Below are 14,264 nucleotides of genomic sequence, written 5' to 3' on the forward strand. Positions count from 1 at the left end.
TTCTTCAGCCAATTCAGCAGACTGCTCGGGCTGTGCGTTGCTTTGCGCTGCATCATCAATGAGCGAGTCGATATCAAAGTCATCGTCTTCTTCGCTTAGTTCGGCAGATTCTTTTTCAGTGTTTGCCAACTGTGCTTCATCGGTTGGTGAATCTTCATCATTTGCAAATAAGTCGTCTAAGTCACTTGCACTTAATATATCGCCATCGTCATCAGCTGAGTCAATGTCATCAGATAAGCTGTCATCTGTTTGATCGAAGTCTTGTTGTAAAAATACATCAACTTCATCATCTTCCCCTGCGGTTTGTTCATCATCAAAAACGATGTCGTCACCGAGTAAACCATCAAGCTCATCTTGTCCTAATAAGCTATCGCTCTCTTCGAATGAATCGTCAATATTATCATCAAATATAATATCGTCGTTTTCCGGTAGCATGTCGTCATCAAGATCGTCATCAAGCCGCACACTCAAATCATTTAAGTCATCTTCTACTGGATCTGGAATAATTGGGTCAAGTGAAGGGCCTAAATCAGGTTCATCGCTTTGCACGGGGCTTTGTGGCAAAAATTCTTCATCATCACTTGTTTCTTCTTTTTGGTTTGCGCGTTTACGCAAAAACATAACCACGGCAAAAATGATTAACAATGCGGGTATTGTCATCAGTAGAATGAGGACAAATGGGTTTTCTAGCAATGCGCCAAAATCAAACTCACTCTCCTCCTCTAGCTTTTTTGCTTTTTGCTGCTCTATGATCTCATTTTGTTTATCTATAAGTTCTTTAAGCTGTTGTTGAATTTCACTGTCTTGGCCTAACTGGTTTCGAACATTTTCTAGTTCTTTTGAAATACCTGTTAGCTGTGCTTTGAGCTTATTATTTTCAACTAAAATCTCTTCAACATTTTTAACTGAGGATTTAAATTGGTCCTGTAGTTCAACTAGTTGTGTGCCTTGTTCTGTTTTTATCGAGTTTATTTCATTTTTTAACTCTTGCTTTGCCTCATCAACATCAACCTTGCGTGCTTGTGTTACTTTTTTTTGCGACGCAACGATTTCACTGTTCGTTAATGTACCGTTCTTTTTCTTTTCCCACAGTTCGTCATCTTGCTCTGAACGTTGTTTTGCAAGCTCAGGGTTTACGCTACGAATTTCAGCAAGCGTAGGGATTTTTAAGTATGCGCCATCACGCATATGGTTGAGGTTTTGATCTAGAAATGAATTTGGGTTTTTTTCATACAAAGCCTGCATGACTTGATAAATACTAACAGAGTTATCTTGGCGCACTTTTGCAGCAATACGCCATAGCGTATCTGTTGGCCTAATTGGGCCTATTGAGCGACCTTGAACGCCATAGTCAACGCCTTTGGGGCCTTTAAGTTGGGCACCATCTTGGCTGAAAACTGGTGTAACCACCAATGCAGACGCTAATAAAAGAAGTGTTGCTAAACCGCGCATGCTGATCCTTTAATGTTTAAATGTTAACGCAGCGCTGCTACTAAGCGAGTATGAGCGCTTAAACATTGGTTATTTCATACAGAAATAACTTACATAAATTAATAGTTAATTAAATTTTCTTGCAAGCTCTATTCCAGTTACAAACTATAAACCAGTTAGGTTGTAATATCCATTGCAAGACTTTGAAACGTAATAGCTTAAACTTAATCTATAGAAAGCGTTTTTTATTATTATGGTTAAGTTTATACGCTTTTAGTTACGTTGCGGCAATTATTTGGCAGTTTAAAACTAAAAAGCGGCAAATGTGCCGCTTTAAAAGTTGTGACTAAAGGTAGTTTGCTATCAGTTCTTCAGCAATTTGTACGCTGTTTGTTGCGGCGCCTTTGCGCGTATTGTCACTAACAACCCACATATTCAGTCCATGTGGATGTGAAATATCTTGGCGTAATCTACCCACATAAACCGTATCGTTACCACTTGCATCTGAAACAGGTGTTGGATAATCCCCCGCATCTTCGATTAATTCAAGACCAGGCGCTTCATTGAGCAATTGTTTGATATGCTCAAAATCATATGGCATGCGTGTTTCAAGACTAATCGCCTCTGAGTGTCCAAAAAACACGGGCACTCTTACACATGTTGGGTTAACCGCAACCGTAGTGTCACCTAAAATTTTATGGGTTTCGTTTACCATTTTCATTTCTTCGCGTGTATACCCATTTTCTTCGAAGGTATCAATTTGTGGGATAACATTAAACGCAATTTGCTTAGGGAATAGTTCATTTTCCATTGGACGTGCATTCATTAAGTTCGCCGTTTGTTTAGCTAACTCATCAACCGCTTCTTTGCCTGCACCCGATACCGCTTGATAAGTAGATACATTGATTCGATCAATACCATAAGCATCATAAATTGGCTTTAACGCGACCATCATTTGAATTGTAGAACAATTTGGGTTGGCGATGATATTGCGGTTTCTAAAATCAGCTAGGCTCGCTGCGTTTACTTCTGGCACAACTAATGGCACTTCAAAGTCATTTCTAAAATGCGATGTGTTATCAATGACCACACAACCTGCATCTGCTGCAATTGGCGCATATTTTTCAGATACACTGCCACCAGCTGAGAATAAGCCTATGTGAGCTTGGCTAAAATCAAAGCCTTCTACATCTTGTACTTCAATGTTTTCACCACGAAACTTAATATCTTCGCCTGCACTGCGGCTGCTTGCCAATAAAAATAACTGATCGACTGGAAATTTGCGATCTTCAAGTGTTTCAATTATCTGACGACCCACTAGGCCTGTAGCGCCTAATACGGCAACATTATATTTCTGTGACATGTTTATTCCTCTAAGAACAGCCGCCGTCATGGCCACTGTTTAAAATGTTAAACCCAAGCGCTGAGAGCATTGATGTATTTACCCCTGCTCCACGAATATTTACAGTGTTAAATTCACGTCTAATTGGGTAGTTTTTTCGTAAGCTATCAAAACCTTGTTGTGCTAAATGACGACGTAAAATACCATCGTCACGACGCACGTCATAAACTAGGTGTATTAACTGACCAAGATCATCAATACTGAATGTGTCTTGCAATAAAACATCTGTAAAACTTGGTTCAGGTAAAAAATCAGCCAAAGACTTATTTGCTGTAAGTCCTTCTAAGTTACACAATGCTTGATACAGCATTTGTGTACCACGTGCTTTGCCCTCTAGTGTATGGCCTGCTATGTGTACACTCGCAAAGCGCACATATTCAAGTAGTTCAGTTAAAATGGTGGGTTCGTTTTCCCAAACATCTAAAACTAAATCCAGATTTGCCCCATTTTGCATCACCTCAAGTAATGCATGATTATCAATAACATCGCCACGGCTGGCATTAATTAAAATCACACCGCTTTTTAGGGCCTTCAAACGCGCTTTATTCATTAAATGAAGCGTACTATGCACACCGGCTTTTACTAATGGCACATGAAAAGTCACAATATCTGATTGTGTAAGAAGTGTGTCCAAATCACAGTGTTCATCTAATAGACCAGCATCATGCTTAGGTGGATCGCACAGTAATACAGTGACATTTAATGCGGAAAGCTTTTCACGTAAACAACTACCAATACTGCCTACACCAACAATACCAATCGTTTTGCCTTCGAGCGTGCATGCATTTTCTTGCGTCAAAGCAAAAATACTGCTTAAAACGTATTCAGCAACTGCTATCGCATTACAACCTGGGGCACTGGTAAACGTAATGTCTCGTTGATTAAGTAAGTCGGTATCAATATGATCAACACCTATTGTGGCAGTACCAACAAATTTGAGCTTATTTGCATCACTTAATAACGCTTCATTCACTTGCGTAACAGAGCGAGTCAATAGCACATCAACATCTATCAGCTGTTCACTTTTCAATGAACGGCCATCAAAACGCTCTACACTTCCTAACTCAGCGAAATATTGTTCAACTAAAGGCATATTTTGATCAGCAAGTATTTTCATTAATGAGCTCGGTTACCAGTATGAAGTAATATTGTAACGAACAACTGCCTCGTTACACAAACGAAAAAGCCGAGCATTTTGCTCGGCTTCAAAAATAGTTCAGGTTAATTTAACCTTTGTATTTACTCATTACTAATGTGGCGTTTGTTCCACCAAAACCAAAGCTATTAGACATAACCGTGTTTAACTCAACGTCTTTACGCTCAGTGACAATATTAAGGCCTTGTGCTTGCTCATCTAATTCATCAATATTGATCGATGGAGCAACAAAACCGTGCTCAAGCATTAATAGTGAGAAGATGGCTTCATGCACACCCGCTGCGCCTAGTGCGTGGCCCGTCATTGCTTTCGTTGCACTGATCATTGGTGAATTGCCGCCAAATACTTCTTGAATAGCGCCTAACTCTTTTACATCACCAACTGGCGTAGACGTACCGTGAGTATTTAAGTAATCAATACCGCCGTCAACATCTTGCATTGCCTGACGCATACAACGTACCGCGCCTTCGCCTGATGGAGCAACCATGTCATAACCGTCAGACGTCGCACCGTAACCTGTGATTTCAGCATAAATGTGCGCGCCACGAGCAAGTGCATGCTCTAGCTCTTCAACAACAACAATACCGCCGCCGCCAGAGATAACAAAACCATCACGGTTAGCGTCATATGTACGAGATGCTTGCTCTGGTGTTTCGTTATATTTCGTAGAAAGTGCGCCCATAGCATCAAATTCCATCGCTAGGGTCCAATGCAACTCTTCACCACCACCGGCAAAAATAACATCTTGTTTACCAAGCTGAATTTGCTCAACAGCATGGCCAATACAATGCGCCGAAGTTGCACAAGCAGAACTGATTGAATAGTTCACGCCTTTAATTTTAAACGGTGTTGCTAAACAGGCAGAAGTCGTGCTTGCCATGGTACGCGGTACCATGTATGGACCAACACGTTTAACGCCTCTCTCACGTAAAATGTCAGCGGCTTCTACTTGCCATTTTGATGAACCACCACCTGAACCCACTAAAAGGCCTGTGCGCTCATTTGAAACTTGCTCTTCATTTAGGCCAGCATCTTCAATTGCTTGTGCCATTGAGATATATGAATAAGCAGCAGCATCGCCCATAAAGCGCATAGCTTTACGATCAACAAACTCTTTGACGTCAATATCAATTTTACCAGATACGTTACTGCGTAACTTGTAATCTGCAAACTCTTGGTTAAAAGCAATACCGCTTTTACCAGTTTTTAACGATTCTAATACTTCTTCTTTGTTGTTGCCGATGCTTGATACAACACCGATGCCCGTAATAACGGCTCTTCTCATGGGTAATTACCTTAGCTTGATACTAAATTGTGATCTATTTTACGCTGAATTTTATAACTAAGTGGTCAGCTTTCTAGCTTACACATGTACTCTGAATGCATAGCTTATAAATAACGCCAGACTATTTCAAAGAAAACACGTAAAATAATTAAAAAAAGTACACATTAATTAATTGCAGACCATGATAAAACACGCTGATATTCACTTTAATTGCCAAGGTACTCCTGTTGCGGATAACTTCGACGACGTCTATTTCTCTAACGACAATGGATTAGCTGAATCCGATTACGTGTTTTACCAACAAAACAATATCCCAGCCCGATTACAAAACCATGACCGCCCACATTTTGTTATTGCTGAAACAGGTTTTGGCACTGGGCTTAATTTTCTTAATACGTGGCTGCAATTTAACGCTCATCTGGCTAATAGGCAACTTAAGCAAAATAAAGTTCCCACAAAACAAAGTAAAACGGTTGAACGCTTACATTTTATCTCATTTGAAAAATACCCTTTAAAACATGCCGACCTTGCAAAAGCACTGCAAGCATGGCCTGAATTAGCCCAATATAGTAACCAGTTACTCACGCATTACCCGATTAATTTAGCTGGATGCCACCGGCTAGAGTTTGATCATGGCCGCATAATTCTTGATTTATACTTTGGTGATGTACAAGACTCTATAAATAACATGAGTTACTCACATTCAGGAGTCGTCGATGCTTGGTACTTAGATGGCTTTGCACCCAGTAAAAACCCTGATATGTGGCAACAAAAACTATTTGAATTAATGGTCGATATTTCACGTTCAAACGCCACTTTGGCAACATTTACCGCTGCGGGCTTTGTGCGCAGAGGGCTTAACGAAGCAGGCTTTAGCATGCAAAAAGCCAAAGGTTTTGGCCGAAAGCGTGAGATGCTAATTGGCGCACTGGCTCAGTCAAACAAAACGCGTTCAGCTCCCCCATTCTATGCAAGTGATACCAGTTCATTGACCAACGTTGCCATCATCGGCGGGGGCATTGCTAGCAGTGCAGTACTTTATAGTTTAGCCAAACGGGGCGTAAACAGTCAGCTATTTTGCCAAGATGAACAGCTCGCAATGGGAGCATCACACAATGTGCAAGGTGCCGTTTACCCGCATTTACAAGCAAAAAATTCACCCCACAGTGAGTTTTTCGCACACAGTTTTTTATATGCAAAGCGTTTGTATCAACAATTAACTAATAATGGCTTTAGTTACGACCATCAATGGTGTGGTGTATTGCAACATGCCGTTAAGCAACCATTAGCCGAGCGGCATCAAAATATTGAAACTAAACAGTTGTGGCCAAAAGAGTTAATGCATACTGTAACGGCCGAACAAGCAGATGATATTGCGGGAATAAAGGCGGGGTATGCTGGAGTATATTTCCCACTAGCTGGTTGGGTTAATCCACCGCAACTTGTAAAAGCGCTTTATGACCAAGCAATGGCATTAGCAAGCATTAATAGCCACTTTAACTGCGATATTGATGCACTTGAAAAAACACCCAATGGGTGGGTATTAAAAAGTGGCGATAAACAATACGGTCCTTTTTCGGATGTAATTATCTGTGCGGGCGAACACAGTGATCGCTTTGCTCAAACAACAAAATTGCCGATTGTTGGCGTACGCGGGCAAGTATCCCATGTACAAGCGAGCCCAGCCTCTCATGAGCTTAAAACTGTTTTGTGCCACAAAGGCTACTTTACTCCCGCCTATTTAGGGCACCATTGTATGGGCGCTACCTTTGAAAAAAACTCAAAAAGTCGCGACGTCACCGAGCAAGATAATAAAACGAACCGAGAACAACTGCTTAATTTTTATAGTCATTGCGAATTTGCAACAAGCCTAGGTAATATTAGTGATGCCAAAGCGGCAGTAAGGTGCAGTTTTATTGATCACCTACCGATGGCGGGTGAATGGGCAGAGCAAGCAGACTACACTAAAGCATTTGCAAACCTACGCCAGGGTAAGCGATATCAATATCAGCCACTACAAAAGACTCAACAGGGCTTACACATATTAACGGGGTTTGGTGCCCGCGGGTTGTGTAGCGCTCCCTTAGCCGCAGAACATTTAGTCAGCCATTTAAGTGGCGCTCCCAGTCCTGTTAGTGAGCGAGTAAGTCAAGCAATTCACCCAGGGCGTTTTATTGTCCGTGATTTAATACGTAATAAAATTTAATCAGATGTACCCATCACTCAATGGCGAGTGAAAATCTATTTAATTTATGAGGAAGAATTGTGAGAAAAACAACAGCCTTCATGTGTGCCGCCCTGGCATGCACAGTATGGCCAAGTGCCGCAAATTTAAGCTTAGTGCCCGTTCCAGCAGACTACAAATTAATAATGCACGTTGACGATAAATACCCGCTAGTACAAACAGGCTACTCGGCAGAGCCTATGCCTGATATTGTCACGTTTTATAAGCAACAATATGGCGAACCTGATTTAAACCGTCGTTATGCAAGTAATTTAACCTTATTCTACTCTATCCAAGGTAAAACAGTTCGTATTAGTCTACTGCAACATGATTTCAAAACAGATATCGCAATAATGATTACCCAGTAGCTTTTTAGCTTGCCAAAATACTGAATACGTATGCATAAAACAAACAGTTGAGCTGTCATTAAAACAACCGTAGTTTGTAATTCACACAATTATAACAACACGGTTTTTATGTATTATTCACTCTCAACCTTTTTGCTCTGCATGAGCTTTTTAAGCTTTGCAGAACCCATTAAGTTGCAAAGCTATTCTGGCGATACCTCTTTGCCGCACAAATTACTTATCGAGGCGCTTAACAAAGCAAACTTAGACTACATTCACCCATATGAAAGCGATAAAGACATATCAAATGCCCGAATTTTAAATGATGTAAAAATAGGCCAGCTCGATGTAATGTGGAGCATGACTTCACAGTCACTTGAGCAAGATTACCAAGCGGTATACATTCCACTTTTTAGAGGTTTGCTAGGTATGCGCTTAGCAATCGTCACCCAAAAAAATAAAGAGCTATTTAAGCACGTAAGTAGCATTGCTGATTTAAAAAGGTTTCGTGCTGGTCAAGGAAAAACGTGGCCTGATACCACCATTTTAAAAGAAAACGGTCTAAATGTAGTCACCACATTAAAGTACCCTAACCTATTCCCTATGCTTGAAGGTGGTCGTTTCGATTACTTCCCTCGTGGTGTAAATGAGCCTTGGGATGAAATAGCCAATTATCACGATCTAAATCTAACTGTAGATCCCTATATCCTATTAAAGTACACCGCGCCATTGTATTTTTTTGTTGCAAAAGAAAACACGCAACTTGCACAAAAATTGACGCAATCGCTAAATAAAATGATCAAAGATGGCAGCTTTAATCGCATGTTTTTTGACGACAGCCAAGTACAAATGGTTTTACAAAAAGCCAATTTAAAACAGCGTCTTATTATTCCCCTAAGCAATCCTAATTTAAGTTCAATCACTCCCCTGTCTCGCACAGAGCTTTGGTTCGACCCACTTAATGAGAGAACAACAACACAATGAAATCATTACAATACAAAATTACTGTCGCGCTAAGCATTTGTCTCGTCATCATATTTGGCTTTGTTGTGAGCGTTAACTACTACTTACTAAAAAATAGTGAAACAGCACAATGGCAAGAAAATATCACAGCATTGGATCAACAATTAACTGTCATTCTGGCTGAGCCTGTCTTCTCTTACGATAAGCCACTGATTGCACAAATTATTAATGCTTTTGCTAAAAATCATAATATTCAGCATATTGAAGTAGTTGATCATCGAAATAAACTTTTAGGTAATGTAGGTCAACATACTGGTGCACAAAACGTGATCGCTCATCAATTACCCCTGTCTGTTTCAGAACAAAAAATTGGCACAATAAATATAAAATACAGTCAAGATGAGCTCAACAAAGGTATTTTCAATGCTGTTCGAACCATGGTAATTACTTTAGCTATTTCATTTTTACTACTTGGTGTCACAATTATCTACCTCTGCCGCTTTATCATTATTAAACCTATTGTTGGTGTGAACCAACTGGTTGATGAATTGGTACGTGGCGGTGGTGATTTAACTCAGCGCATTAACTATCAATCGAGTGATGAAATTGGATATTTAGTTGCAGGGTTTAATCGCTTCATTAACGAAGTGCAGCAAATTATTGCAAGCCTTGGCAAAACAGCCACTGAATTAGAGATCATTGCAGGCTCTGTGAACGAGGCCACAGTGAGATCTAAATACGAAGCTGAGCAAGAATATGCATTGACTGATGCTGCAACTTCGTCCTTGAGCCAACTAAGTGAAGCTACAAAAGAAATTGCATTTGGCGCAACACAAACAGCCGATCAGACCACAAAAGTACAAACCCTGTGTCAAGAAGGGCAATTAAGCATGAGTAACAACAGCACACTGATCCACGAGCTTGAAAATCAGTTAGACCATACATCGAGTGTGGTTGAACAACTCGACAGCAGAAGCAGTGAAATAAGCCAAGTCCTTGATGTAATAAAAAGTATAGCCGAACAAACCAATTTACTAGCCCTCAACGCCGCGATAGAGGCCGCAAGAGCGGGTGAATCTGGCCGTGGATTTGCAGTGGTTGCAGACGAAGTACGCGCACTGGCAAGTAAAACGTATCATTCAACCTCTGAAATTGAGAGCATCATAAGCGCACTGCAAACCAACGCCAGTGAATGCGTACAAGCATCACAAAAAAGTAAACACGTTAGCAGCCAAGTAATTCAAGCCAATGAACAAAGCCAGCATGTTTTTCATAATATTGCAGAGCAAGTCGATGAAATAAATTTAATGAACGAGCGAATTGCCGCAAGCTCAGAACAGCAAACATGCACCACCGAAGGTATTTTATCTACAATGGAAAAAATCAATCACGGTGCAAAATCATTAGCCCAAGAAGCTGAACAACTCGATGAGACCATAAAACAGTTAAACGAACTTGAAAAAGGCATTGTCGAAAAATTAGGACTGTTTAAGTATTAAAGCTTTAGTTAAACACAATATGCGGCATTGAAACGTCGCTTTTTGATTTACTATAACTGCACCCTAGCCCTCAAAAGCCATAAAAAAACCCACCAACCTGATTGCTCAAATTGGTGGGGTTTTTTAGGGTTTTTAAATCAACGAATTTAAAAACCTATATTGGTGGAGCTGGGGGGATTTGAACCCCCGTCCGAAAAGCCTCGATTGTTACACATAGACTTATAAAACAATAAGTTACTTAACAATCATTAACTTATTATCTAGTCATGACTTGTTCCGTCTTGTGTTATCTTTCCTTTTTGGGCAATATGTGGGCAGTTGGTGTAATTAAAAAATGGAATAAAAAGAATGGATAACACAATAAAGCACGCACTATTTTTAACTGGATGGGCTTTTGATACTGGTAATAAAAATCTATTAAAAGGCAACGCCCAGAGAGTTCTAGTTTCAGAGTACTCGAAAGAAATGGAAGGTAACATTTTTTGCCCTGAATGCTCAGCAAATTTATACCGTTCACCAAAAGATAAAGAGTTCTCAGATAATGGTAAAGCATTTTTCGCACATTCAAGAGGCATAGAAACTGACTGTGGATTAAGATCCAAAAAACCTAAAGGTAAAAAGTATGATACTGAAGAAGAGGCATGGAAAGCTATACAAGATGAAGAACTTGTTATAATTTCATCTTTTATTAAAGATGAGCCCCTAGCCCCAGCTATAAATCCAAGACCTTTCAATGCTGAGCACATAGAAGACATTGATGGACCGCCAGCAAACGTGCCTATTGTGAGGCATAGAGGTGAAGATTTTACACTCCCAAGTAAGTTTAAATCTGTGAGAGGGTTGGTCAGAAGTTTCAATGATAACTTTTATCGCTATTTTCATTTGCCTGGTAAAAATCACGCTATCAAACTTAAAGATTTACTGGTTAATGTTGAAACTATTGTTGAACCCGATGATCAGCCGAAGTTGTATTATGGAAGAATAAAGCAAAGCTATTTAGCTGGGCCAAATGACACTAATATACGTATGACAGAGTTGAAATTTTCTAAAACAGCTGAATATAAAGATTTTTACTTTAAAGCTTCTGGCACGAGACAAGGCCAAAAAGGAATTACTAATGATAGCAATGACAGGGTCATTATAATTTATGGAAAAGTAACTGAAAGCGGCATAGGCCTCTCTATAGAAAATGTGGGGTGGGGAGAGTTTGCATTATTGCCTCAGAAGTATGAAAACTATATTTACAATTAATTTTAACCTACTTTTAATATTCTATATTTTTAAGGATTAGTTTTGGACGAGTTTTTAATAAAAAATGCGTCGGCAATCTTCGCTTTGATTGGTGCAGTATTAGGCACTACAATCACTGGCACCATCACATACGCTACAAAAACTAAAGAAGCAAAGCTACGAATTACAGAGAAACTATTAGATAAAAAATTAGCTGCACATGAATCTCTAATAGATTTAGTAGGCATAATTAGAACTTCGATTATTTTAGGCGGCGAAGATGAACACGGTGAGCTTTATCGGTGCCCATTAATTATGCAAAACAGAAAAAACATGGATGATTTCCTCGCTCTTTTTAACAAAGTACAAAATGAATCTGATAGATGGATATCATCACACTTAAAAAGAGAGATAAGTTTTTTCTTAGACTATTTTGTTAACCTTAATGAAGATTCACGGGGTGCTACAGATGAAGCCCTACAATTAGTTGGCTCCATTGTCAGATCAGATTTTGTTGAAATTTCACTTGAGCTAGAAAACTGCGCGCATGAATTTTTTAATAACGATATGCTTAAGCTTAAGTATAGAACTGACCGTGAATGGCACAAGTACCCTCGCGATGTAACTATGAAAAAATTAAATGAAACTGATTTTTATAAAAACAGGCATAAGGTGAAAAGTATTTTTCATAAAGAAAATAATATTACCTAAATCAATATCTAAAGCTTGTTTTATTTTTTTGGATATTCAACTTAACTTTTTATAAATTAATACTAGGTCCAAACTTTATTGCATCTTCTAGATGGCTTGGTGCAAAGTGCGCGTAAACCATGGTTTGCTCAATCTTTGCATGACCAAGTATCTGCTGTAACACTAAAATATTACCTCCGTTCATCATAAAATGACTCGCAAAAGTATGCCGTAAAACATGGCTACACTGCCCTTTCGGCAAATTAATATCGGTTTTATTTACCGCCCTTTCAAACGCCTTTCGACAATCTGCGAATAGTGGCCCTGACTTTTTAGGGATCTTATTAAACAACTGTACTCGTTTAGCACACTACTAATTTAACGGTTGTTTGAGATTAAATGGGGGGAATTAACTTGCCAATACCCCGTTTTCTTTGCGCCAATGCGTGTTATAAATCCTGCGTCTTTTAACACCTTAATTCGCCTTTCAATGGTACTTTGCGACTTGCCAGATTTTTCAGCAAGCTGTGCATTGGTTACATAACGGTCTTGCTCAATAAGCGCTAAAATGACTTTATCAACGTCTGATAGTTTTAAACCCTCACTTAAACCCGCATTTAAACCCTCATTTTTTGACGTTTTAACCTCAGTTATCGCGTCAAAAATCATTTGTAACATGAACTCTATAAAAGGAGCACTATCTGTTTGTTGAGTGCTTTTTCGGATAGCTAAGTAGTAATCATCTTGGTGTTGATATACCATACTTTCTACAGGAATATTTATGAACACTTCATGCCACTTAGACAATATTAGCGTTTGCCATAAGCGCCCCATTCGGCCATTACCGTCAGAAAAAGGATGAATAAACTCAAACTCGTAGTGAAATACACAACTTGCAACAAGTGGGTGAACATCACTCGTTTCTAGCCATTCTAATAGGTCAGTCATTAATTTTGGTACACGATCGGCTTGTGGTGCCATGTGGACAACTTGCTCACCCGACATTACCCCCACTCCTTCTTGACGGTACATACCTGCATCTTCGACTAAACCTTTCATCATTAAAAGATGTGCTGCTAGTAGGTGTTCACTATTTGTTGGTTGCCATTGAGGGATTGTCTCGTAAGTACTAATCGCATTATGCGCTTCTTGTACCTCTTTAGGTGGTGCAATAATTCGCTTACCATCGAGTATCGCGGTAATTTGCTGCTGTGTGAGCGTGCTACCTTCAATCGCGAGTGAGCCTTGCACTGTTCGCATTCGATTTACTTTGCGCAAACGAAGTAGTTTTTCTTGCTCTTGCTGCACTGTTAAGCGACCTATAGACTCACTAATTTGAGCCACTAACGACAAAGTTTTGTTTGATAAAGTAAAAGGCGGTAAATAGTTAGGCATTATTATATTTCATTGCTTTGGTGTATGGGGTTTAATAGCACGCATTAAAATAGCACCTTAAAACTCAATTTGTACAGTAAGCAATCAGCTTTTGTAAAGCTATGCTTATAAAAAAACCCGCTACTTGATTGCTCAAGTTGCGGGTTTTTTAGGGTTTTTAAATCAACGAATTTAAAAACCGATATTGGTGGAGCTGGGGGGATTTGAACCCCCGTCCGAAAAGCCTCGACCGTCGGTACTACATGTTTAGTATTGTCATTTAATTAACCTTTAAATCCCGGACAAACACGGTAGATAAAGGCGAGGCCGCTTAGTTTTAACGCTTCAACCCCGGCCAGGGTTTCCGTCGCGATCAGGTGTTAGGGTGACACTCCAGAATCCAGTCCACAAGAATACATGGAAGGAGCGCTAGCCAGCCTAAGCTGCTAGAGAGTAGTTATCGTCGTTTGCGATTACTTTAAATTGCGGCTTTTTTACGAGGCAAACCGCACCTCGACATGCACCTCGGGCTTCTTGAATTCCGTCGAATCCTAATCAGCCCCTGAATTAGTAAACTCATTCAGAGTGTGCGGGCAGTATAACTGACTAAGGCGGCGATACTCAAGACTCTAAACAACTTTATTTTAGGGTCTGTTGACCTTT

The 14,264-nt window shown here is 39.8% G+C and carries 11 protein-coding genes, 1 other RNA gene and 1 pseudogene; 6 read left to right on the plus strand and 7 right to left on the minus strand.

All coding sequences use genetic code 11. From position 1 onward, the window contains the following. The 4 genes from CSC79_RS18310 to fabB all read right to left on the minus strand — a co-directional run. Window positions 1–1,452: FimV/HubP family polar landmark protein (locus tag CSC79_RS18310; RefSeq protein WP_275541864.1), on the minus strand; the 1,452-nt coding region annotated here is incomplete at its 3' end. Window positions 1,453–1,777: 325 nt separating this feature from the next. Next, window positions 1,778–2,794 carry an aspartate-semialdehyde dehydrogenase gene (locus tag CSC79_RS18320; protein ID WP_099297329.1) on the minus strand — a complete coding sequence of 339 codons (1,017 nt, stop codon included), beginning with the start codon at window positions 2,792–2,794 and terminating at the stop codon, window positions 1,778–1,780. 10 nt (window positions 2,795–2,804) lie between these two features. Beyond that, window positions 2,805–3,950: a 4-phosphoerythronate dehydrogenase gene (locus tag CSC79_RS18325; RefSeq protein WP_099297331.1), complete on the minus strand. Its 1,146-nt coding sequence runs from the start codon at window positions 3,948–3,950 to the stop codon at window positions 2,805–2,807. A gap of 109 nt (window positions 3,951–4,059) precedes the next feature. Next, the gene (gene fabB, locus CSC79_RS18330; RefSeq protein ID WP_099297333.1) at window positions 4,060–5,274 is read right to left on the minus strand and encodes a beta-ketoacyl-ACP synthase I; all 1,215 of its coding nucleotides are present in this window, start codon (window positions 5,272–5,274) and stop codon (window positions 4,060–4,062) included. 181 nt (window positions 5,275–5,455) lie between these two features. Here fabB and mnmC point away from each other — a divergent pair, with 181 nt between their 5' ends. From mnmC to CSC79_RS18360, 6 genes are all read left to right on the plus strand, one after another. After that, window positions 5,456–7,480, plus strand: coding sequence for a bifunctional tRNA (5-methylaminomethyl-2-thiouridine)(34)-methyltransferase MnmD/FAD-dependent 5-carboxymethylaminomethyl-2-thiouridine(34) oxidoreductase MnmC (gene mnmC, locus CSC79_RS18335; RefSeq protein ID WP_099297335.1), 2,025 nt, complete (start codon window positions 5,456–5,458; stop codon window positions 7,478–7,480). Between the two features lie 59 nt (window positions 7,481–7,539). Next, a complete protein-coding gene (locus CSC79_RS18340) occupies window positions 7,540–7,866 on the plus strand; it encodes a hypothetical protein (protein ID WP_143483842.1) in 327 nt (108 codons plus the stop codon). Window positions 7,867–8,007: 141 nt separating this feature from the next. Next, window positions 8,008–8,829: a transporter substrate-binding domain-containing protein gene (locus CSC79_RS18345; RefSeq protein ID WP_237114060.1), complete on the plus strand. Its 822-nt coding sequence runs from the start codon at window positions 8,008–8,010 to the stop codon at window positions 8,827–8,829. After that, window positions 8,826–10,307, plus strand: coding sequence for a methyl-accepting chemotaxis protein (locus CSC79_RS18350; RefSeq protein WP_099297341.1), 1,482 nt, complete (start codon window positions 8,826–8,828; stop codon window positions 10,305–10,307). Before CSC79_RS18345 ends, CSC79_RS18350 begins: the two co-directional genes overlap by 4 nt. A 348-nt stretch (window positions 10,308–10,655) precedes the next feature. Beyond that, on the plus strand, window positions 10,656–11,558 hold the full coding sequence (locus CSC79_RS18355; RefSeq protein ID WP_099297343.1) for a hypothetical protein: 903 nt from the start codon (window positions 10,656–10,658) through the stop codon (window positions 11,556–11,558). Window positions 11,559–11,600: 42 nt separating this feature from the next. Next, entirely contained in the window at window positions 11,601–12,248 is a 648-nt protein-coding gene (locus CSC79_RS18360; protein WP_099297345.1) for a hypothetical protein, read from the plus strand. 49 nt (window positions 12,249–12,297) lie between these two features. On the opposite strand, the pseudogene CSC79_RS18365 reads toward CSC79_RS18360, so the two are convergent. From CSC79_RS18365 to ssrA, 3 genes and pseudogenes are all read right to left on the minus strand, one after another. Then, window positions 12,298–12,579, minus strand: a pseudogene (locus CSC79_RS18365) (tyrosine-type recombinase/integrase); the annotation flags it as partial. 26 nt (window positions 12,580–12,605) lie between these two features. Beyond that, entirely contained in the window at window positions 12,606–13,622 is a 1,017-nt protein-coding gene (locus tag CSC79_RS18370; RefSeq protein WP_099297347.1) for a Fic family protein, read from the minus strand. A gap of 185 nt (window positions 13,623–13,807) precedes the next feature. Further along, window positions 13,808–14,164: a transfer-messenger RNA gene (ssrA, locus tag CSC79_RS18375) on the minus strand. Window positions 14,165–14,264 lie beyond the last annotated feature (100 nt).

Origin of the sequence: Pseudoalteromonas sp. 3D05 (assembly GCF_002723455.1) — a bacterium.
Lineage (GTDB): Bacteria > Pseudomonadota > Gammaproteobacteria > Enterobacterales > Alteromonadaceae > Pseudoalteromonas.